Origin of the sequence: Enterobacter cloacae complex sp. ECC445 (genome assembly GCF_021892025.1) — a bacterium.
In the GTDB taxonomy this organism is placed as follows: domain Bacteria; phylum Pseudomonadota; class Gammaproteobacteria; order Enterobacterales; family Enterobacteriaceae; genus Enterobacter; species Enterobacter chengduensis.
Window position 1 is genome coordinate 1 of the sequence record NZ_JAKLRZ010000043.1, and the last position, 20,784, is coordinate 20,784.

19 protein-coding genes and 1 riboswitch are annotated in these 20,784 nt (G+C 57.4%); of the genes, 12 read left to right on the forward strand and 7 right to left on the reverse strand.

Features of this window, described 5'->3' with window-relative positions; all coding sequences use genetic code 11:
* The first annotated feature begins 256 nt into the window (after window positions 1-256).
* Complete coding sequence (purH, locus tag L6R44_RS23340) at window positions 257-1,846, forward strand: bifunctional phosphoribosylaminoimidazolecarboxamide formyltransferase/IMP cyclohydrolase (protein ID WP_237425549.1); 1,590 nt, start codon at window positions 257-259, stop codon at window positions 1,844-1,846.
* 15 nt (window positions 1,847-1,861) lie between these two features.
* A complete protein-coding gene (gene purD, locus L6R44_RS23345; protein ID WP_237425550.1) occupies window positions 1,862-3,154 on the forward strand; it encodes a phosphoribosylamine--glycine ligase in 1,293 nt (430 codons plus the stop codon).
* A gap of 52 nt (window positions 3,155-3,206) precedes the next feature.
* Here the strand turns inward: purD and L6R44_RS23350 are convergent, their stop codons facing one another.
* From L6R44_RS23350 to nudC, 6 genes are all read right to left on the reverse strand, one after another.
* On the reverse strand, window positions 3,207-3,899 hold the full coding sequence (locus tag L6R44_RS23350; protein ID WP_032644510.1) for a DUF1481 domain-containing protein: 693 nt from the start codon (window positions 3,897-3,899) through the stop codon (window positions 3,207-3,209).
* A gap of 11 nt (window positions 3,900-3,910) precedes the next feature.
* On the reverse strand, window positions 3,911-4,183 hold the full coding sequence (gene hupA, locus L6R44_RS23355) for a nucleoid-associated protein HU-alpha (RefSeq protein ID WP_002445246.1): 273 nt from the start codon (window positions 4,181-4,183) through the stop codon (window positions 3,911-3,913).
* A 186-nt stretch (window positions 4,184-4,369) separates the two neighbouring features.
* Entirely contained in the window at window positions 4,370-4,960 is a 591-nt protein-coding gene (locus L6R44_RS23360; protein ID WP_032644509.1) for a YjaG family protein, read from the reverse strand.
* Between the two features lie 41 nt (window positions 4,961-5,001).
* Window positions 5,002-5,673, reverse strand: coding sequence for a deoxyribonuclease V (gene nfi, locus L6R44_RS23365; RefSeq protein WP_237425551.1), 672 nt, complete (start codon window positions 5,671-5,673; stop codon window positions 5,002-5,004).
* Between the two features lie 9 nt (window positions 5,674-5,682).
* Window positions 5,683-6,747 (reverse strand): uroporphyrinogen decarboxylase, encoded by a 1,065-nt coding sequence (hemE, locus tag L6R44_RS23370; protein ID WP_237425552.1) that lies wholly within the window; start codon window positions 6,745-6,747, stop codon window positions 5,683-5,685.
* Window positions 6,748-6,785: 38 nt separating this feature from the next.
* Entirely contained in the window at window positions 6,786-7,559 is a 774-nt protein-coding gene (nudC, locus tag L6R44_RS23375) for an NAD(+) diphosphatase (RefSeq protein ID WP_032644507.1), read from the reverse strand.
* A 95-nt stretch (window positions 7,560-7,654) separates the two neighbouring features.
* Between nudC and L6R44_RS23380 the strand changes: the two genes are divergently transcribed.
* From L6R44_RS23380 to L6R44_RS23425, 10 genes are all read left to right on the forward strand, one after another.
* Window positions 7,655-8,140: an Rsd/AlgQ family anti-sigma factor gene (locus tag L6R44_RS23380; RefSeq protein WP_032644506.1), complete on the forward strand. Its 486-nt coding sequence runs from the start codon at window positions 7,655-7,657 to the stop codon at window positions 8,138-8,140.
* Between the two features lie 54 nt (window positions 8,141-8,194).
* Window positions 8,195-8,306, forward strand: a riboswitch (TPP riboswitch).
* A 78-nt stretch (window positions 8,307-8,384) separates the two neighbouring features.
* On the forward strand, window positions 8,385-10,280 hold the full coding sequence (thiC, locus tag L6R44_RS23385; RefSeq protein WP_237425553.1) for a phosphomethylpyrimidine synthase ThiC: 1,896 nt from the start codon (window positions 8,385-8,387) through the stop codon (window positions 10,278-10,280).
* The gene (gene thiE / locus L6R44_RS23390) at window positions 10,280-10,921 is read left to right on the forward strand and encodes a thiamine phosphate synthase (protein WP_237425554.1); all 642 of its coding nucleotides are present in this window, start codon (window positions 10,280-10,282) and stop codon (window positions 10,919-10,921) included. The genes thiC and thiE overlap by 1 nt, the downstream gene beginning before the upstream one ends.
* The gene (thiF, locus tag L6R44_RS23395; RefSeq protein WP_237425555.1) at window positions 10,908-11,663 is read left to right on the forward strand and encodes a thiazole biosynthesis adenylyltransferase ThiF; all 756 of its coding nucleotides are present in this window, start codon (window positions 10,908-10,910) and stop codon (window positions 11,661-11,663) included. Before thiE ends, thiF begins: the two co-directional genes overlap by 14 nt.
* Entirely contained in the window at window positions 11,647-11,847 is a 201-nt protein-coding gene (gene thiS / locus L6R44_RS23400) for a sulfur carrier protein ThiS (protein ID WP_032644502.1), read from the forward strand. Before thiF ends, thiS begins: the two co-directional genes overlap by 17 nt.
* 1 nt (window position 11,848) lies before the next feature.
* Window positions 11,849-12,619 carry a thiazole synthase gene (gene thiG / locus L6R44_RS23405; protein WP_032644501.1) on the forward strand — a complete coding sequence of 257 codons (771 nt, stop codon included), beginning with the start codon at window positions 11,849-11,851 and terminating at the stop codon, window positions 12,617-12,619.
* Complete coding sequence (thiH, locus tag L6R44_RS23410; protein ID WP_237425556.1) at window positions 12,616-13,743, forward strand: 2-iminoacetate synthase ThiH; 1,128 nt, start codon at window positions 12,616-12,618, stop codon at window positions 13,741-13,743. The genes thiG and thiH overlap by 4 nt, the downstream gene beginning before the upstream one ends.
* Before the next feature lie 336 nt (window positions 13,744-14,079).
* Window positions 14,080-15,621: a sensor domain-containing diguanylate cyclase gene (locus tag L6R44_RS23415; RefSeq protein ID WP_237425557.1), complete on the forward strand. Its 1,542-nt coding sequence runs from the start codon at window positions 14,080-14,082 to the stop codon at window positions 15,619-15,621.
* A 180-nt stretch (window positions 15,622-15,801) separates the two neighbouring features.
* Window positions 15,802-16,110 (forward strand): PTS sugar transporter subunit IIB, encoded by a 309-nt coding sequence (locus L6R44_RS23420; RefSeq protein ID WP_010425948.1) that lies wholly within the window; start codon window positions 15,802-15,804, stop codon window positions 16,108-16,110.
* Window positions 16,110-16,427, forward strand: a complete 318-nt coding sequence (locus tag L6R44_RS23425; protein ID WP_003862327.1) for a PTS lactose/cellobiose transporter subunit IIA — start codon at window positions 16,110-16,112, stop codon at window positions 16,425-16,427. Before L6R44_RS23420 ends, L6R44_RS23425 begins: the two co-directional genes overlap by 1 nt.
* 115 nt (window positions 16,428-16,542) lie before the next feature.
* Here the strand turns inward: L6R44_RS23425 and rpoC are convergent, their stop codons facing one another.
* Window positions 16,543-20,766 carry a DNA-directed RNA polymerase subunit beta' gene (gene rpoC / locus L6R44_RS23430; protein ID WP_237425558.1) on the reverse strand — a complete coding sequence of 1,408 codons (4,224 nt, stop codon included), beginning with the start codon at window positions 20,764-20,766 and terminating at the stop codon, window positions 16,543-16,545.
* Window positions 20,767-20,784 lie beyond the last annotated feature (18 nt).

The following is a 20,784-nucleotide window of genomic DNA, read 5'->3' on the forward strand; positions in this document are numbered from 1 at the left end:
CTCAGCGGGCCGCAACCGCTAAATGACAGAAAAATGACTGACTGCTGCATTCCACAGCAAAACCCCGCCTTATACCTTTTTACACACAGACTTATCCACAATGATACGAAAAAGTGAAAATGTGCGAGCGAAGCGCAAACGTTTTCGTTAAAATGCTCGCGCTTAACAAGGATGCCCCGTCAGGTGTGTTAGATGAGTTTTTCACAGGAAAATTCATCTAACGCTCTCTGTAATCGTGAAATCCAGGGGATTTACCATGCAACAACGTCGTCCAGTCCGCCGCGCTCTGCTCAGTGTTTCTGATAAAGCCGGTATCGTCGAATTCGCTCAGGCACTTTCTGCACGCGGTGTAGAGCTGCTTTCCACAGGCGGTACCGCTCGCCTGTTAGCAGATAAAGGCCTGCCGGTTACCGAAGTGTCCGATTACACCGGTTTCCCGGAAATGATGGATGGACGCGTCAAAACTCTGCATCCGAAAGTTCACGGCGGTATTCTTGGCCGTCGCGGTCAGGACGACGGCATTATGGAGCAGCACGACATCGCGCCGATCGACATGGTTGTCGTTAACCTCTACCCGTTTGCCCAGACCGTTGCCCGCGAAGGCTGCTCTCTGGAAGATGCCGTAGAGAATATTGATATCGGCGGCCCGACCATGGTGCGATCCGCAGCCAAGAACCATAAAGATGTCGCCATCGTGGTAAAGAGCAGCGATTACACCACCATTATTAACGAGATGGATGCCAACGAAGGGTCGCTGACCCTGGAAACGCGCTTCGACCTCGCCATTAAAGCCTTCGAGCACACCGCGGCGTACGACAGCATGATCGCCAACTACTTCGGTAGCCTGGTACCGGCCTATCACGGTGAAAGCAAAGATCCTTCTGGCCGCTTCCCACGTACGTTGAACCTGAACTTCATTAAGAAGCAGGATATGCGTTATGGTGAGAACAGCCACCAGCAGGCAGCCTTCTATATAGAAGAAGAGGTAAAAGAAGCCTCTGTTGCAACTGCCCAGCAGGTTCAGGGCAAGGCGCTCTCCTATAACAACATTGCCGACACCGACGCCGCGCTGGAATGCGTGAAAGAATTCAGCGAGCCGGCCTGCGTTATCGTCAAGCACGCCAACCCATGCGGCGTCGCGGTAAGCACCTCTATTCTGGACGCTTACGATCGCGCGTACAAAACCGACCCGACCTCCGCATTCGGCGGCATTATCGCCTTCAACCGCGAGCTGGATGCTGAAACGGCTCAGGCCATTATCTCCCGCCAGTTTGTTGAAGTGATCATCGCGCCATCGGCCTCCGAAGAGGCGCTGAAAATCACCGCGGCGAAACAGAACGTGCGCGTGCTGGTTTGCGGTCAGTGGGCAGAACGCGTAGCGGGCCTGGACTTCAAGCGCGTGAACGGCGGTCTGCTGGTTCAGGATCGCGACCTGGGTATGGTGACCGAAGCCGACCTGCGCGTAGTCACTAAGCGTCAGCCGACCGAACAGGAGCTACGTGACGCGCTGTTCTGCTGGAAGGTGGCGAAGTTCGTTAAATCCAACGCCATCGTCTACGCCAAAGAGAACATGACCATCGGGATAGGCGCAGGCCAGATGAGCCGCGTTTACTCGGCGAAAATCGCGGGTATTAAAGCAGGCGATGAAGGTCTGGAAGTCAAAGGCTCCGCCATGGCTTCTGACGCCTTCTTCCCGTTCCGTGACGGTATCGACGCGGCAGCCGCTGTCGGCATCACCTGCGTGATCCAGCCTGGTGGTTCTATCCGCGATGACGAAGTGATTGCCGCCGCCGACGAACACGGCATTGCGATGATCTTCACCGACATGCGTCACTTCCGCCATTAATTTCCGGAGCAGAAAATGAAAGTATTAATCATTGGTAACGGCGGACGCGAGCACGCTTTGGCATGGAAAGCGGCGCAGTCTCCGCAGGTGAAAACGGTCTTCGTGGCACCGGGCAACGCCGGTACCGCACTGGAGCCGACGCTACAGAACGTCGCCATTGGCGTAACCGACATTCCGGCGCTGCTGAGCTTTGCCCAGAGCGAGAAAATCGACCTGACCATCGTCGGCCCGGAAGCCCCGCTGGTGATTGGCGTTGTTGACGCATTCCGCGCAGCGGGCCTGAAAATCTTTGGCCCAACGGAAGGCGCAGCGCAGCTGGAAGGCTCCAAAGCCTTCACCAAAGATTTCCTCGCGCGTCATCACATCCCGACGGCGGAATATCAGAATTTCACTGAAGTGGAGCCTGCTCTGGCCTACTTACGTGAGAAGGGCGCGCCGATTGTGATCAAGGCCGACGGTCTGGCCGCCGGTAAAGGCGTGATCGTCGCGATGACGCTCGAAGAAGCCGAAGCCGCGGTTCAGGACATGCTGGCAGGTAACGCCTTTGGCGATGCGGGCCACCGCATCGTGATTGAGGAGTTCCTCGACGGTGAAGAGGCGAGCTTTATCGTGATGGTCGACGGCGAGCACGTTCTGCCGATGGCCACCAGCCAGGATCACAAGCGTGTGGGCAATGGCGATACGGGGCCTAATACCGGCGGGATGGGCGCCTACTCCCCTGCTCCGGTGGTCACTGACGACGTCCACCAGCGCACGATGGATCGCATCATCTGGCCTACCGTGAAGGGAATGGCGGCGGAAGGCAATACCTACACCGGTTTTCTCTATGCGGGCCTGATGATCGACAAGCAGGGCAACCCTAAGGTTATCGAATTCAACTGCCGCTTTGGCGATCCGGAAACGCAGCCCATCATGCTGCGCATGAAATCCGACCTTGTGGATCTGTGCCTGGCCGCCTGCGACGGCAAGCTCGATGAGAAAACCTCAGAGTGGGACGAGCGCGCGTCTCTGGGCGTGGTGATTGCTGCGGGTGGTTATCCGGGCAACTACAGCACCGGTGATGAGATCCACGGTCTGCCGCTGGAAGAGATTGACGGTGCGAAGGTGTTCCACGCAGGTACGAAACTGGCTGATGATGACCGCGTGCTGACTAACGGCGGACGCGTGCTGTGTGCGACCGCGCTGGGCCATACCGTGGCTGAAGCGCAGAAGCGCGCCTATGCGCTGATGGCGGATATTCACTGGAACGGCAGCTTTAGCCGTCAGGATATCGGTTATCGCGCGATTGCCCGCGAGCAGGGGGAGTAAGGGAGACGTCTGTTCCCCTCACCCTAACCCTCTCCCCATAGGGGAGAGGGAACTAAAAACTCTTCTCTGTCGGCTGCCAGGTGCAGAAGTCTTCGTTCGCTACCAGCAGCAGCTGAGAGCCTTCCGGCGCCTCAAGCCACGCTACACTCACCTCCATTGATGAATGACGCTGACGGCGTTGAATATGTTCGGTCGCCCAGGATTCAAGCTCAGGCTTCACCGTTTGTCCTTCGCAGGTGGTTACCGTCCCATCGGCATGCCAGCGCCCCTGGCGCAGCACAACGCGACCCAGACGAAGCGCATCGCTGGTCTGGCGGATTTGTTCGGCACGATAACGATAGAGGGCGATTTGGTCGCTGGAAAGCTGCTGTTTTTGACCGCTGACTTCGCGCTGCATAAAGCTCAGCTCGCCATGGTCATCAAAACGCACTTTCACGTGTTCGGGGGTCTTGCTGTAGACGTTCAGTTCAATCAGCGACAGGTCATCTCCCTGCCAGCGATATTCCGCCGTCGACGTATTACCGTTGTGCCACGGGCTGAAGGCAGAAAGCAAATGCACTTCGCCGTCGGAGTCTTTGCGCCAGATCCTGACTGCGCCCTGGTTGTCCGCGTAACCGCTGGCGGTAAACGGCGGCAGGGAGGTATCGTGGCTGCAGGCTGACAGCAGCAGCATGCCTGCCAGCGCAAGCGTTCCACGCCAGAAAGACAAAAGGGGCGTTACCGCCCCTTCGCTAAAACTGTTCACTGCCACGCGTCTTACTTAACAGCGTCTTTCAGTGCTTTACCAGAAACAAATGCCGGCACGTTAGCTGCGGCGATTTTGATTTCTTTACCGGTCTGCGGGTTGCGGCCAGTACGCTCAGCGCGGTGGTTCACTTTGAAGGTACCGAAACCAACCAGTTGTACAGCATCACCTTCTTTCAGAGACTCAGTAATAGCAGCCAGGGTAGATTCCAGAGCAGCTTTAGCCTGCACTTTAGACAGATCAGCCTTGTCCGCAATTACATCAATCAGTTGAGTCTTGTTCATAAGTTATCCTTTCAATGTGTTTATCGCTTGCTAAGCATCGAGTGCGACGAAAATGCCAAAAAAGCACTCTCCTGCATACACGCACCGATAGCCACTTTTATTCGCCCCACAAATGTAGACCAGACAAGGGGCGAAAGGGAAGAGTCGAGGAGCGACAAAACGGGCGTTATCTCAAGTTTTATTGTCTCATTGGTTAAAAATTATACCAATATTGCTCTCGCCAGCCTCTCGCAAGTCCGCGCGTAGCCCTTTTATCAGCTCAATATCGCGTTCTTCACACTCTGCCAGCAGGCGGAAAATTTCCCACTGAATGTCCCATTCTTGCTCAACCGCCGGGTTCGCACGCAGCTCTTCGTCGGTCATCTCGCGACCTTCCTGGGTCATTTCCAGCATCGCGACGGTCGTAATCGATGCCTTACTGACTTCAATAGCGTGCTCCAGCGTCTCACCGCTCAGGCGAGAGTGGAGCAGTTCGCTTAACGCCACGCAGGCATCGATCGCCGGGTAGACGCCGTAGAGGTCAAAATCATCCGCAACCGGAATCGCCTCTTCCAGCTTTTCAAGCTGGGAGTCGAAGTTCACCTTCGCGTCCTTCACCGTCAGCGTTTCCCAGATCAGATCCAGAATGCGGCGGTAGATATGGCCATCACCAAAGCCCGTTTCCTTACAGAACGCGGCATAGTTGGGATACATGCGCTCGCACAGGCAAGCCATAAACGTCACGTGCTGCCAGCTTTCAAGTTTCTCAAGGCGCAGGTGAATCGGGTTTTGTAGCATGATGATCTCTCGAATCGAAAATTAGGCGCAGTTTACCTGAATCATCGCTGAATTTCCTGCCAACGAACAAGAGCCGGACGCGAAGAGGCCACGGCGTCTGCCCAGCGCGTCGGCTCCGGCAGGCGGTAGCCCTTCATACAGCGCTGCACCCACGCCAGCGCGCTGTCCATGCTGACCCGGTGGCCGGTGGCAATAAAGAGCGGGTTACAGCGTGCCTTGCTGCGCCAGACCCACGCCAGCTGCTCACCTTTATGGATAAGCGGCGCCAGCGCACCCGGCTCGGCGGAAAGCGGTTCAAACGCGCCGCACAGGCGCTTCTTGGCGACGCCGATGGTCGGCACATCCACCAGCAGCCCAAAGTGGCTGGCAACGCCTAAACGGCGCGGGTGTGAAATACCGTGTCCATCGACAAACAGCAGGTCAGGTTTTTGCGAGAGTTGCTCCCACGCGGCCAGCAGCGCGGGATATTCGCGGAAGGAGAGAAAGCCCGGAATGTACGGCATGGTGGTGGCGATACGCGCGACCTTGTACTCCACCAGCTCAAGAGAAGGGTATTTCAGCACCACCATCGCCGCTCGCGTCACTTCCCCACCCTGTTCGAACCCGACGTCGGCTCCGCCAATGTACTGCGGAGGATCTTTATCCAGACGATCCTCGCGGATCACCGATGAGGCCAGTTCGATTTGCTGAGCGCGTAGCGACGCGAGATCCATAATCACTCCTTACTGGTGATACTGGGCTGAAAGCCGATGCACCGCCTCCACAAATACGCCCGCGTGTTCTGGCGGTACATCCTGATGAATGCCGTGGCCGAGGTTAAAGACGTGGCCTTCCCCCTGGCCGAAACCAGACAGTATAGTCGACACTTCTTCTTCAATACGGGCTGGCGGCGCGTAGAGCATGGACGGGTCCATGTTGCCCTGCAGCGCCACTTTGTCACCCACGCGGCGGCGGGCATCGGCGATATCGGTGGTCCAGTCGAGACCCAGCGCGTCGCAGCCGGTTGCCGCCATCGCTTCCAGCCACTGGCCGCCACCTTTGGTGAACAGCGTCACCGGCACGCGGCGACCTTCGTTCTCGCGCAGCAGGCCGTCGACGATTTTATGCATGTAGTACAGGGAAAACTGCTGATAGTCGCGCCCGGTCAGCACGCCGCCCCAGGTGTCGAAAATCATCACCGACTGCGCACCGGCCTTAATCTGCGCGTTCAGGTAGAGGGTGACGCTCTTCGCCAGCTTGTCGAGCAGCGCGTGCAGAGCCAGCGGCTCGGCGTACATCATCTTTTTAATTTTGGTGAACGCTTTGCTGCTGCCCCCTTCAACCATGTAGGTGGCCAGCGTCCACGGGCTGCCGGAGAAGCCAATCAGCGGCACTTCGCCTTTAAGCTCGCGGCGAATAGTGCGCACGGCGTTCATCACGTAGCCCAGCTCGCCTTCCGGATCGGGGATCGGCAGCTTATCCACGTCGGCTTTGCTTTGGATGGGCGAGGTGAAACGCGGGCCTTCACCGGTTTCGAAGTACAGGCCAAGGCCCATGGCATCCGGAATGGTCAGAATATCCGAGAAGAGGATCGCCGCATCCAGCGGGAAGCGGCGCAGCGGCTGAAGCGTCACTTCACAGGCCAGCTCGGCGTTTTTGCACAGCGACATAAAATCGCCCGCATGCGCGCGCGTGGCTTTGTACTCTGGCAGATAGCGTCCCGCCTGGCGCATCATCCACACCGGGGTGACATCAACGGGCTGGCGCAGCAGCGCACGCAGATAACGATCGTTCTTCAGTTCGGTCATTTTTGCAGTTCCTTAAGCGTCATGGCCCCAGTGTAACACTACTCATACTCGGCCCGACACATCGCCACGGTATCTTCTATCAGCCGACGCGCCACGGTGCCCGGCGGGGGTAACAGCGGTAAATCGTCGTAGCGATACCAGTTCGCGTCGAGCAGCTCTTTCTGGTCGATAACGATTTCGCCGCTGTCGTATTCGGCCATGAATGCCGTCATCAGCGACTGCGGGAACGGCCACGGCTGGGAGGTGACGTAGCGCAGATTCTTCACTTTGATCCCGCTCTCCTCCATCACCTCGCGCGCCACCGCCTGCTCCAGCGTTTCGCCCACCTCGACGAAGCCGGCAAGCACGGTATAAACGCCGTTGCGATGGCGGGTATGCTGCGCCAACAGGATGGAATCCTCCCGGCGGATGGCGACGATAATGCACGGCGCAATCTGCGGGTAGTAGCGCTCGCGGCAATGGCTGCAAAGCATCGCCCACTCGGTTTTGCTCGGGCGCATGGTATGGCCGCAGTAGCCGCAGAATTTATGCGAGCGGTAAAACTCCGCCAGCTGCACGCCGCGCCCCGCCAGCTGGAACAGGCCAACATCCTGATCCAGCACCTGCCGCACCGATCCCATATCCTGACGGCGGGGCTGTTGGATCAACCACACGGGTTCACCCTGCCATTCGCCGATCTTTAGCGCTGGCTGGCCAACAAGATCGAACGCCTCGGCCGCGCCATGGGGTATTTCTCCGGCAGGGAGCCATAATTTCTGTTCGTGACTGACGATCCACCAACCAAGATCTGATTTTTCAATAATACGATCCATATCTATTGCACTACCTTCGCTTCACTGACATGTTGTTAGCATTGTGGTTACATTCTGGATAAGCAGATTCAATCCTACACTTTGCGGAGTCGACCATGTTAAACCAGCTGGAAAGCCTGACTGAGCGCGTTAGAGGAAGTAACAAACTGGTGGATCGCTGGCTACATGTGCGCAAGCATCTACTCGTGGCTTATTACAATCTGGTCGGTATTAAGCCTGGCAAAGAATCGTTTATGCGGCTGAATGAAAAAGCGCTGGATGATTTTTGTCAGGGCCTGGTCGACTATCTGTCCGACGGCCATTTCAATATTTATGAACGCATTATCCGTGAAATGGAAGGGACAACGCCGTATTTAGCGGCCAGCAAACTCTATCCGCTGCTGGAGGCCAACACCCAGCAGATCATGGATTACTATGATTCCACGCTTGAGAACGCCATCGATCACGACAATTATCTAGAGTTCCAGCGGGCGCTTTCCGACCTTGGCGAAGCGCTGGAAGAGCGATTCACGCTGGAGGATAAGCTGATTAGCCTCGTCCTTAATGCCAGCCCCGAAGATAACGTCGCGCGCCCGGCTTGAGTTCTTAATCGTTAACGAGTAATTTACAACCATTCGCCCCTCTCACGAGGGGGATTTTTCTTGTCGGAGTGCCCAGCGCTTAAACGCGCGGGCTGAGACCGTTAATTCGGGATCCGCGGAACCTGATCAGGCTAATACCTGCGAAGGGAACAAGAGTCACACTGCTGTTGTATCGCCCCTGGGCGATCCTCTCTTGCTTCATCCGTCGTCTGACAAGCCATGTCCTTCACTTTTGGAATGAGCTATGTCTACTGCAAAACTGACCCGCCGCGAACAGCGCGCACAGGCCCAACACTTCATCGACACCCTGGAAGGCACCGCTTTCCCGAACTCGAAACGCATCTACATTTCCGGCTCGCAGGCCGATATCCGCGTCCCGATGCGCGAAATCCAGCTCAGCCCGACGCTTATCGGCGGCAGCAAGGATAACCCGCAGTATGAAGAGAACGAGGCCGTGCCGGTGTATGACACCTCCGGGCCGTACGGCGACCCTGAGGTTGCCATCAACGTACAGCAGGGTCTGGCAAAGCTGCGCCAGCCGTGGATTGACGCGCGCAACGACTGCGAAGCGCTGAGCGTGCGCAGTTCTGCGTACACCAAAGAGCGGCTGGCCGACGGCGGCCTGGACGCGCTGCGCTTTACCGGCCTGCTGACGCCAAAACGCGCTAAAGCGGGCAGCTGCGTGACCCAGCTGCACTACGCCCGCCAGGGCATCGTCACGCCGGAGATGGAGTTCATCGCCATCCGCGAAAACATGGGTCGCGAGCGCATCCGCAGCGAAGTGCTGCGCTATCAGCATCCGGGGGAAGGCTTTGGCGCTCGGCTGCCGGAGAACATCACGCCGGAGTTTGTGCGTGACGAAGTGGCCGCTGGCCGCGCGATTATCCCCGCCAACATCAACCACCCGGAATCCGAGCCGATGATTATCGGGCGCAACTTCCTGGTGAAGGTCAACGCCAATATTGGTAACTCTGCCGTCACCTCCTCCATCGAAGAAGAGGTGGAAAAGCTGGTCTGGTCCACGCGCTGGGGCGCGGACACGGTAATGGACCTCTCCACGGGACGCTATATTCATGAAACCCGCGAATGGATCCTGCGTAACAGCCCGGTACCGATTGGCACCGTCCCGATTTATCAGGCGCTGGAGAAGGTCAACGGCATTGCCGAAGACCTCACCTGGGAAGCGTTCCGCGACACGCTGCTGGAACAGGCTGAACAGGGCGTGGACTACTTCACCATTCACGCGGGCGTGCTGCTGCGCTACGTGCCGATGACCGCGAAACGTCTGACCGGCATCGTCTCGCGCGGCGGTTCCATCATGGCGAAGTGGTGCCTGTCCCACCATCAGGAAAACTTCCTCTACGAACACTTCCGCGAAATTTGCGAAATCTGCGCCGCGTACGATGTCTCCCTGTCGCTGGGCGACGGCCTGCGTCCGGGTTCCATCCGCGACGCCAACGACGAAGCGCAGTTTGCCGAGCTGCACACGCTGGGCGAGCTGACCAAAATCGCCTGGGAGTATGACGTGCAGGTGATGATTGAAGGCCCGGGACACGTGCCGATGCAGATGATCCGCCGCAACATGACCGAGGAGCTGGAGCACTGCCATGAAGCGCCGTTCTACACGCTGGGGCCGTTGACCACCGATATTGCCCCAGGCTATGACCACTTCACCTCCGGGATTGGCGCGGCGATGATCGGCTGGTTTGGCTGCGCCATGCTCTGCTACGTGACGCCGAAAGAGCACCTCGGCCTGCCGAACAAAGAGGACGTGAAGCAGGGTCTGATTACCTACAAAATTGCTGCCCACGCGGCGGATCTGGCGAAAGGCCACCCGGGCGCGCAAATCCGCGATAACGCCATGTCAAAGGCGCGCTTTGAATTCCGCTGGGAAGATCAGTTCAACCTGGCGCTGGATCCGTTCACCGCCCGCGCCTATCACGACGAGACCCTGCCGCAGGAATCGGGCAAAGTCGCGCACTTCTGCTCCATGTGCGGGCCAAAATTCTGCTCGATGAAAATCAGCCAGGAGGTGCGCGACTACGCCGCCGCGCAAACCATTGAAGTGGGTATGGCGGACATGTCTGAAACCTTCCGCGCCAAAGGCGGCGAAATTTACCTCAAAAAAGAGGAGGCCTAATGTACCAGCCCGATTTCCCGTCCGTCCCCTACCGCTTAGGGCTCTATCCGGTGGTAGACAGCGTGGCGTGGATTGAACGCCTGCTGGAGGCTGGCGTTCGCACCCTTCAGCTGCGCATTAAGGATAAACGCGATGACGAGGTGGAAGCCGATGTGGTTGCCGCCATCGCGCTGGGGCGTCGGCATAACGCCCGCCTGTTTATCAACGACTACTGGCGGCTGGCCGTTAAGTACCGTGCTTACGGCGTACATCTGGGTCAGGAGGACCTGGAAACAACGGATCTCAGCGCCATCCGTGAAGCCGGATTGCGGCTGGGCGTATCAACGCACGATGACATGGAGATCGACGTGGCCCTCGCGGCCCGCCCCTCTTACATCGCGCTGGGCCACGTCTTCCCGACGCAAACCAAGCAGATGCCCTCCGCACCGCAGGGGCTGGCGCAGCTGGCGAGCCACGTTAAACGCCTGGCCGATTACCCCACCGTTGCCATTGGCGGAATCAGCCTTGAACGCGCCCCGGCGGTGCTGGAGACCGGCGTCGGCAGCATCGCCGTCGTCAGCGCCATCACCCAGGCCGCAGACTGGCGGCTCGCCACTCAACAGCTGTTGCAGCTGGCAGGAGCGGGCGATGAACGATCGTGATTTTATGCGCTACAGCCGTCAGATCCTGCTGGAAGATATCGCCATCGACGGGCAGCAAAAGCTGCTCGCCAGCCGGGTGCTGATTGTCGGCCTTGGGGGATTAGGCGCGCCCGCCGCGCTTTATCTGGCAGGCGCGGGCGTCGGCACGCTGGTGCTGGCCGACGACGACGAGGTTCACCTCAGCAACCTGCAGCGACAAATTATCTTTACCACCGAGGATGTCAACCGGCCAAAGGCGGAAATCACCCGGCAGCGTCTTAACCAGCTTAACCCGGATATCGCGCTGATTGCCCTGCAGGAGCGGCTCAGCGGTGAAAGCCTGCACCGTGAGGTCGCTCTGGCCGACGTGGTGCTGGACTGCACGGACAACATGGCGACGCGTCAGGCGATTAACGCCGCCTGCGTGGCAACGAATACCCCGCTTATCACCGCCAGCGCGGTGGGGTTCGGCGGCCAGTTGATGGTCCTCACCCCGCCGTGGACGCAGGGCTGCTATCGCTGCCTGTGGCCGGATGATGCCGAACCGGCGCGCAGCTGCCGTACGGCGGGCGTTCTGGGTCCGGTGGTTGGGGTAATGGGCACCCTGCAGGCGCTGGAGGCCATCAAGCTGCTCAGCGGCATGGAGACGGAACGCAATACGCTGCGGCTGTTTGATGCCCGCTCCAGCGGCTGGCGCCATCTGGCGCTGCACCGCGCCAGCCGCTGCCCTGTTTGCGGAGGCCGCGATGCGCATTCTGTTTAACGATGAGCCGATGAGATGCGACGACGGGCTTACCGTTGCCGCACTGCTCGACAAGCTGCGCCAGCTCAAGCCGGGAACGGCGCTGGCGCTCAATCAACAGATCCTGCCGCGCGAGCAGTGGGAACATCAGCAGGTCAATGAAGGCGACCAGATCCTGCTGTTTCAGGTTATCGCAGGGGGCTGAGATGTTACGTATTGCCGACAAAGTCTTTGATTCACATCTGTTTACCGGAACCGGAAAATTCGCCTCGCCGCAGCTGATGGTGGAGGCCATTCGCGAAAGCGGCAGCCAGCTGGTGACGCTGGCGCTCAAGCGCGTGGATCTGCGCCACCACAGCGACGCCATTCTGGCGCCGCTGCTGGAGGCAGGCGTCACGCTGTTGCCGAATACCTCCGGCGCCAAAACGGCCGAAGAGGCGATTTTTGCCGCGCAGCTGGCGCGTGAGGCGCTCGGCACACGCTGGCTGAAGCTGGAAATTCATCCTGACGCCCGCTGGCTGCTGCCGGACCCGATCGAAACGCTGAAAGCGGCTGAAAAGCTGGTGCAGCAAGGGTTTATCGTTCTGCCGTACTGCGGGGCAGACCCCGTGCTGTGCAAACGGCTGGAAGAGGTCGGCTGCGCCGCCGTCATGCCGCTGGGCGCCCCCATCGGCTCCAACCAGGGGCTGGAAACCCGCGCGATGCTGGAGATCATCATCGAGCAGGCGACCGTACCGGTGGTGGTCGATGCGGGTATTGGCGTGCCAAGCCACGCCGCGCAGGCGCTGGAGATGGGTGCCGACGCGGTGCTGGTCAATACGGCGATTGCGGTGGCCGACGATCCGGTCAAGATGGCGCGCGCGTTCCGCCTGGCCGTCGAGGCCGGCCTGCTGGCAAGAGGCTCCGGCCCCGGCTCGCGCAGCTTTCAGGCGCAGGCCACCAGCCCGCTGACCGGTTTTCTGGAGGCGATCTCATGAGCACGTTTACCGAGCGCTGGCGGCAGCTTAGCTGGGACGACATTGCCCTGCGCATCAACAGCAAAACGGCGGCTGACGTGGAGCGCGCGCTGAATGCCCGCCATCTGACCCGCGAGGATCTGATGGCCCTGCTCTCCCCGGCGGCCAGCGCGTACCTCGAACCGATGGCCCAGCGGGCGCAGCGGCTCACCCGCCAGCGTTTTGGCAACACGGTGAGTTTCTACGTGCCGCTCTATCTCTCAAACCTGTGCGCCAATGACTGCACCTATTGCGGCTTCTCCATGAGCAACCGCATCAGGCGGAAAACGCTCGATGACGGTGAGATTGCCCGTGAGTGTGCGGCCATTCGTGAGATGGGTTTTGAACATCTTCTGCTGGTCACCGGCGAACATCAGGGAAAAGTGGGAATGGACTATTTCCGTCAGCACCTTCCCGCCATTCGTCGTCAGTTTGCGTCGTTGCAGATGGAGGTTCAGCCCCTGGCGCAGGAGGAGTACGCGGAGCTCAAAGCCCTCGGGCTGGACGGGGTCATGGTCTACCAGGAAACCTACCACGAGGCGACGTACGCCCGGCACCACCTGAAGGGTAAGAAGCAGGATTTCTTTTTCCGCCTGGAAACGCCGGACAGGCTGGGCCGCGCGGGCATCGACAAAATCGGTCTGGGGGCGCTGATCGGGCTCTCCGCCAGCTGGCGGGTGGATTGCTACATGGTGGCGGAACATTTGCTGTGGCTCCAGCAGCGCTACTGGCAGAGCCGTTATTCCATCTCCTTCCCGCGCCTGAGGCCCTGCGCGGGCGGGATTGAACCGGCTTCACTGATGGATGAACGCCAGCTGGTGCAAACCATCTGCGCGTTTCGCCTGCTCGCCCCGGAGGTGGAATTATCGCTCTCAACGCGTGAATCCCCGGCGTTTCGCGACCGCGCGATCCCGCTGGCGATTAACAACGTCAGCGCGTTTTCCAAAACGCAGCCTGGCGGCTACGCCGACGATCGTCCGGAGCTGGAGCAATTTGCACCGCATGACGGACGACGCCCGGAAGCGGTCGCCGCCGCCCTGGCAGCGCAGGGGCTTCAGCCGGTCTGGAAAGACTGGGACAGCTGGCTGGGAAGAGCCTCGCAGTGACGTTGAAACGCGCTGCAACACCCTAAAAAATTGTCGAGGCGCGATGAAAAGGCAAAACCGGATGATTGCCTGCGATCGTTCGGTTTTTTATTGTCACACGGTCAGCAACGGATGCTGACCAGGGCGAAAAGCTTCTTCCTCGTTTCGCCCTGCCTCCTGCTCATTGCACAATTGCCCTCAGCCGGTTGAATAAGTATTTTCTTAATGGTTCTTAAGATAAATCATCCCGTCAAAAATCATGGGCCGTATAATTCACCGCTAACCGCAGGACAGCGACTATGCTGAGAGGATATCGGCAGACGACATGTATTCACCATCAGGAACGATGTACAGCTCATGGCACTTCACAGCAAAAAGCTCTCTTTTACCCGGCCCATCATGCTCAGCTTCGCGGGGATCCTCTGCGGTTTTGCGGTGATCGCGGTTGCGGTGACGCTTTCGCAACGGAAGGATTTTCTTGAGGATTATCATAAGATCAATAGTAATTTCACCCACAACCTGGCGGTGAACTACACCGAGTCTATTCTGCGTGAAAACGACTATATTCTGGGCCGATCCGCGATGTACTTTGCGCGTGACGACAGGCTAAACGAGACGCTTAGCGTCAACCCGACGCTGGGCCTGCAGATGATGATGCATCTGCAAAACCTGATGCCGACCGTCTCCTCCATCTCGCTGGCGGACACGCAGGGGCATTATCTCCGCGCACCGGAAGTGCTCCCGACGGAGAAGAGTAAAACCTTCGATCCCCGGACGCGACCGTGGTTTGTCGCTCAGGCGGAAGCCAGTATCTTCAGCCACTATACCCGCCCTTACATGGATTACTTCACCGGCCATCCGACGGTCACAGTCTATAAGCCCTTGATTTCACCGGAAGGCAGATTGAAGGGCACGCTCGCATTCCATCTCGATCTCACCTCAATGGGCTATACTCTGCGCCAGATGGTGGCACCCGTTCAGGGGGAATTCTTCGTCGTCGAACGCGACGGCGCCGTTGTGCTTCACCCGGATACGGGCGCGCTCTTCAAACATTACGTGAGCGAAGCGCTGATGGACAAAATGACCAGCGGCGAAGGTCATCTTTACGACAAGAAAACCAACGCCTGGTATTACTACTACTCGTTTACTAACCCGGACTGGTTTGTCATCTACCGGGTATCCGGTGCGACGCTCACCGATATCACCCGCCACGAAACGACGATCGTTGGCTGGGGGTTCGCGCTGGCGGCCATCATCATTATTCTCTTTGGCTTATATCTCCGTCACGCCTCGCGTAGCGTACTGATGCACATTATCAATGCCATCAAAACCGGTGACGTCAGCGAGGCGCCGCGCCTGGAAGCAATGCTGAGCCACACGATTCAGTCCAATAAAGAGCGTGAGATGGCCTATGTACGGCAGGCCACCCACGATGCGCTGACGGGCTGTAAAAACCGTCGCGCGTTCGATAGCGATGTCGCGGAGCTGCTGAATGCCCAGCAGCCTTTCGCAATGGCGTTAGTGGACATTGATAACTTCAAGTCAATTAACGACACCCAGGGCCACCTGACCGGTGATATCGTTCTGCGCAACGTCGCCCGCGAAGGGATTCAGATCATGCAGCCACATCACGTCTCGGTTTACCGTTACGGTGGCGAAGAGTTTGCGGTCATCTTCCAGGCTGAACAGATGGCTTCCGCGCTTTCATTGCTGGAAGCGTGGCGTACCGCCGTTGAAAAACGCGTCTGGCGGGAAGAAAACCTGCGGGTAACGTTCAGCGGCGGTCTTGGAGAGTGGCATTTTGAACCGCTGGAGCAATTTGTCGGAAGCGTGGATAACGCTCTCTACAGCGCCAAACAGCAGGGCAAAAACCGCATTCATCGAACGTCCATCAGCTAATCCTCACTCTTTCCCCCTGCCCGTTTCGACGGGCGGGGTACCCGTTAAGGCAAAATTGTAACCGGTTTCAGAAAATCGCCGGTTTCTTTGTGATGCCTGACACACAATCGCGGTAAACCGGTTGTTGAAGCGGTCTGCACGGGATAATTATCAATAAACACATGTAGATCGAGGCTGATTATGAAGAACATCGTTTTATGCTGTGCAGCGGGAATGTCAACCAGCATGCTGGTTCAACGTATGAAAGACGCCGCACAGAAAAAAGGGGTTGAAGTCACCATTAAAGCCGTTCCGGTTGCGGAGTTTAAAGACAACATCGCAACGGCCGACATCGTATTGCTGGGGCCACAGGTGAAATACGAGCAGGCTAAACTTCAGGCACAGGCCGACCCGTTGGGTAAAAAGGTCGCGGTTATCGACATGATGGATTACGGCATGATGAAAGGTGATGCCGTACTGGAAAAAGCGCTCAAACTTCTGGAGTCATAATGGAAGACTTAGAAACAACGATTATGGAACTGCTGGTCAACGCAGGCGCGGCGCGCAGTGCCGCCCTGACGGCATTACAGATGGCACGTAAAGGCGATTTTGACGAAGCAGAAAAAGCGATGGAAGAGTCGCGCGAATATGTGAAGCACGCGCACACGATCCAGACGCAGCTTATTGGTCTTGACGAAGGGACCGGGAAACTTCCGGTAAACCTGATCACCGTTCACTCTCAGGATCACCTGATGAACGCGATGGTCATTCAGGACCTGGCGGGCGATATGATTGAGCTTTATCGCCGCATCCCGCTGGTAAACTGAAAACATGCAGATGTAAAAAAACCCGCCGAGGCGGGTTTTTTATTGTCGGGTGGCGCTACGCTTACCCGACCTACGATTCATATGCCCGGTAATTTTCACCACCGGGCATCAACGATTACTCGTTGTCGGAACCGCCCAGACCTGCGTTCAGCAGTTCTGCCAGGCTCGCGGATGCATCTTCAGCCGTGACCTGTGGTGCAGCCGGCAGTTCGCCCGCAGCACGACGACGCATACGATCCTGATGGTATGCATAACCGGTACCGGCTGGGATCAGACGACCCACGATGACGTTCTCTTTCAGACCGCGCAGTTCATCACGTTTACCTGCAACAGCGGCTTCGGTCAGGACACGAGTCGTTTCCTGGAACGATGCTGCAGAGATGAAGGACTCGGTTGCCAGAGACGCTTTGGTGATACCCAGCAGATCGCGCGAGAAGGTCGCACCGATTTTGCCGTTCGCTTCCAGTTCGCGGTTAGCGATCTTGACGCGTGAGTATTCAACCTGCTCGCCTTCCAGGAACTCGGAGCTGCCCGCGTTTTCGATGGTTGCTTTACGCAGCATCTGACGAACGATAACTTCGATGTGCTTATCGTTAATCTTAACGCCCTGCAGACGGTAAACGTCCTGCACTTCGTTGGTGATGTAACGCGTTACCGCGTGTACGCCACGAAGACGCAGAATGTCGTGCGGCGCTTCTGGACCATCGGAAACCACGTCACCACGTTCTACACGTTCACCTTCGAACACGTTGAGCTGACGCCACTTAGGAATCATCTCTTCGTACGGCTCGCTGCCGTCTACTGGCGTGATAACCAGACGGCGTTTACCTTTGGTCTCTTTACCGAAGGAGATGATACCGCTGATTTCGGCCAGGATTGCAGGCTCTTTCGGACGACGTGCTTCGAACAGGTCCGCAACGCGTGGCAGACCACCGGTGATGTCCTTGGTACCGCTGGATTCCTGAGGAATACGCGCCAGAGCATCACCCGCACCGATCTGAATGCCATCTTCCAGCTGAACGATCGCTTTACCCGGCAGGAAGTACTGCGCAGGCATGTCGGTACCCGGGATCAGAACGTCGTTACCCTGAGCATCAACGATTTTCAGTGCAGGACGCAGATCTTTACCACCGGTAGTACGTTCAGCAGAATCCAGAACCACCAGAGAAGACAGACCGGTCAGCTCGTCGGTCTGACGAGTAATGGTCTGGCCGTCAATCATGTCAGTGAAGCGGATGAAACCACTTACTTCGGTGATAACCGGCATGGTGTGCGGATCCCAGTTTGCAACGGTTTCACCGCCGGCAACCTGCTCGCCATCACCTTTCGCCATAACCGCACCGTAAGGCACTTTATAGCTCTCTTTGGTACGACCGAATTCGTCGATCAGCTTCAGCTCGGTGTTACGAGAGGTCACAACCAGCTTGCCTGCGGAGTTAACAACAGACTTCGCGTTGCTGAGCTTGATGCTACCTTTGTTTTTCACCTGGATGCTGGATTCAGCAGCCGCACGAGATGCCGCACCACCGATGTGGAACGTACGCATCGTCAGCTGTGTACCCGGCTCACCGATGGACTGTGCCGCGATAACGCCGATGGCTTCACCTTTGTTGATGATGTGGCCACGCGCCAGGTCACGACCATAGCAGTGCGCACACACACCAAAGTCGGTGTCACAGGATACAACGGAACGTACTTTCACGGAGTCAACAGAGTTCGCTTCCAGCAGGTCACACCAGTGCTCGTGCAGCAGCGTGTTGCGTGGAACCAGAATGTCTGCCGTACCCGGCTTCAGAATGTCTTCCGCGGTCACACGACCCAGAACGCGATCGCGCAGTGGCTCTTTAACATCGCCACCTTCGATAACCGGGGTCATCACCAGACCTTCCAGCGTGCCGCAGTCGTCTTCGGTCACAACCAGATCCTGCGCAACGTCAACCAGACGACGCGTCAGATAACCGGAGTTCGCTGTTTTCAGTGCGGTATCCGCCAGACCTTTACGCGCACCGTGCGTGGAGATGAAGTACTGGAGTACGTTCAGACCTTCACGGAAGTTCGCGGTGATTGGCGTTTCGATGATGGAGCCATCTGGCTTCGCCATCAGACCACGCATACCTGCCAGCTGACGAATCTGTGCTGCGGAACCACGCGCACCGGAGTCGGCCATCATGTAGATGCTGTTGAAGGAAACCTGCTGCTCTTCTACGCCGTCACGGTTAATCACGGTTTCGGTCTGCAGGTTATCCATCATCGCTTTGGATACACGATCGTTCGCCGCGGCCCAGATATCGATAACTTTGTTATAGCGTTCGCCCGCGGTAACCAGACCAGACTGGAACTGCTCCTGGATCTCAGCCACTTCGGCTTCCGCTTCAGAGATGATCTCGTGTTTCTTCTCTGGGATAACCATGTCGTCGATACCTACGGACGCACCTGAGCGCGCAGCGTAAGCAAAGCCGGTGTACATGGTCTGGTCAGCGAAGATAACGGTCGGCTTCAGGCCCAGAATGCGGTAACAGGTGTTCAGCATTTTGGAGATCGCTTTCTTGCCCAGCGCCTGGTTGACGATGGAGAAAGGCAGACCTTTCGGTACGATCATCCACAGAATCGCACGGCCAACGGTCGTGTCTTTCAGGCTGGTTTTCGCAACGAATTCGCCGTTTTCATCTTTTTCGTATTCGGTGATACGCACTTTAACGCGCGCATGCAGAGAGGCCAGGCCAGCGCGGTAAATACGCTCAGCTTCTTTCGGGCCAGTCAGCACCATGCCTTCGCCTTTGGCGTTAACACAGTCACGGGTCATGTAGTACAGACCCAATACAACGTCCTGAGAAGGAACGATGATTGGTTCACCGTTCGCTGGAGACAGGATGTTGTTGGTAGACATCATCAGCGCACGCGCTTCGAGCTGGGCTTCCAGCGTCAGCGGTACGTGAACAGCCATCTGGTCACCATCGAAGTCGGCGTTATAGGCCGCACAAACCAGCGGGTGCAGCTGGATAGCTTTACCTTCGATCAGGACTGGCTCAAATGCCTGGATACCCAAACGGTGCAGGGTTGGTGCACGGTTCAGCAGTACCGGGTGTTCGCGGATAACTTCGTCCAGGATATCCCAAACGACAGCTTCTTCACGCTCAACCATTTTCTTCGCGGCTTTGATGGTGGTGGCGAGGCCACGCAGTTCCAGTTTGCCGTAGATGAACGGTTTGAACAGCTCCAGTGCCATTTTCTTCGGCAGGCCGCACTGATGCAGACGCAGGTATGGACCTACGGTGATTACAGAACGACCGGAGTAGTCAACACGCTTACCGAGCAGGTTCTGACGGAAACGACCCTGTTTACCTTTGATCATGTCGGCCAAAGATTTCAGAGGACGCTTGTTAGAACCGGTGATCGCACGACCGCGACGACCGTTATCCAGCAGGGCATCTACCGCTTCCTGCAGCATACGTTTTTCGTTGCGTACGATGATGTCCGGCGCAGCCAGATCCAGCAGACGTTTCAGACGGTTGTTACGGTTGATCACGCGACGATACAGATCGTTCAGATCCGACGTTGCGAAACGACCACCATCCAGCGGAACCAGTGGACGCAGATCTGGCGGCAGAACCGGCAGAACGGTCAGGATCATCCACTCTGGTTTGTTACCAGACTGAACGAACGCTTCCAGCAGTTTGATACGCTTGGTCAGCTTTTTACGTTTGGTTTCGGAGTTGGTTTCGTTCAGCTCTTCACGCAGCTGCTCGCACTCTTGCTCCAGATCCATGCTCTTCAGCAGGGCCTGAATAGCTTCCGCACCCATCTTCGCGTCGAATTCGTCACCGAACTCTTCCAGCGCGTCCAGATACTGCTCTTCAGTCAGGATCTGATGACGTTCCAGGTTCGTCATCCCGCCTTCGATAACCACATAAGATTCGAAGTACAGAACACGTTCGATATCGCGCAGCGGCATATCCAGCAGCAGACCGATACGGGACGGCAGAGATTTCAGGAACCAGATATGAGCAGTCGGAGACGCCAGCTCGATGTGGCCCATGCGCTCACGACGCACTTTGGTCTGGGTCACTTCAACGCCGCACTTCTCACAGATCACACCACGGTGTTTCAGGCGCTTGTACTTACCGCACAGGCACTCGTAATCTTTTACTGGCCCGAAAATGCGCGCACAGAAAAGGCCGTCACGTTCAGGTTTGAACGTACGGTAGTTGATGGTTTCCGGCTTTTTAACTTCACCGAAAGACCATGAACGGATCATGTCTGGCGAAGCCAGAGCAATTTTGATCGCATCAAACTCTTCGGTTTTAGTCTGCGCTTTCAGAAACTTTAATAAATCTTTCACGGATTTGCTCCCGTCGGA

Excerpts from the sequence above, each read along its gene's own strand:
- purH (WP_237425549.1), top strand. The coding sequence starts at position 257 with ATGCAACAACGTCGTCCAGTCCGCCGCGCTCTGCTCAGTGTTTCTGAT.
- purD (WP_237425550.1), top strand. The coding sequence starts at position 1,862 with ATGAAAGTATTAATCATTGGTAACGGCGGACGCGAGCACGCTTTGGCA.
- hupA (WP_002445246.1), bottom strand. The coding sequence starts at position 4,183 with ATGAACAAGACTCAACTGATTGATGTAATTGCGGACAAGGCTGATCTG.
- L6R44_RS23360 (WP_032644509.1), bottom strand. The coding sequence starts at position 4,960 with ATGCTACAAAACCCGATTCACCTGCGCCTTGAGAAACTTGAAAGCTGG.
- nfi (WP_237425551.1), bottom strand. The coding sequence starts at position 5,673 with ATGGATCTCGCGTCGCTACGCGCTCAGCAAATCGAACTGGCCTCATCG.
- hemE (WP_237425552.1), bottom strand. The coding sequence starts at position 6,747 with ATGACCGAACTGAAGAACGATCGTTATCTGCGTGCGCTGCTGCGCCAG.
- nudC (WP_032644507.1), bottom strand. The coding sequence starts at position 7,559 with ATGGATCGTATTATTGAAAAATCAGATCTTGGTTGGTGGATCGTCAGT.
- L6R44_RS23380 (WP_032644506.1), top strand. The coding sequence starts at position 7,655 with ATGTTAAACCAGCTGGAAAGCCTGACTGAGCGCGTTAGAGGAAGTAAC.
- thiC (WP_237425553.1), top strand. The coding sequence starts at position 8,385 with ATGTCTACTGCAAAACTGACCCGCCGCGAACAGCGCGCACAGGCCCAA.
- thiE (WP_237425554.1), top strand. The coding sequence starts at position 10,280 with ATGTACCAGCCCGATTTCCCGTCCGTCCCCTACCGCTTAGGGCTCTAT.
- thiF (WP_237425555.1), top strand. The coding sequence starts at position 10,908 with ATGAACGATCGTGATTTTATGCGCTACAGCCGTCAGATCCTGCTGGAA.
- thiS (WP_032644502.1), top strand. The coding sequence starts at position 11,647 with ATGCGCATTCTGTTTAACGATGAGCCGATGAGATGCGACGACGGGCTT.
- thiG (WP_032644501.1), top strand. The coding sequence starts at position 11,849 with ATGTTACGTATTGCCGACAAAGTCTTTGATTCACATCTGTTTACCGGA.
- thiH (WP_237425556.1), top strand. The coding sequence starts at position 12,616 with ATGAGCACGTTTACCGAGCGCTGGCGGCAGCTTAGCTGGGACGACATT.
- L6R44_RS23415 (WP_237425557.1), top strand. The coding sequence starts at position 14,080 with ATGGCACTTCACAGCAAAAAGCTCTCTTTTACCCGGCCCATCATGCTC.
- L6R44_RS23420 (WP_010425948.1), top strand. The coding sequence starts at position 15,802 with ATGAAGAACATCGTTTTATGCTGTGCAGCGGGAATGTCAACCAGCATG.
- L6R44_RS23425 (WP_003862327.1), top strand. The coding sequence starts at position 16,110 with ATGGAAGACTTAGAAACAACGATTATGGAACTGCTGGTCAACGCAGGC.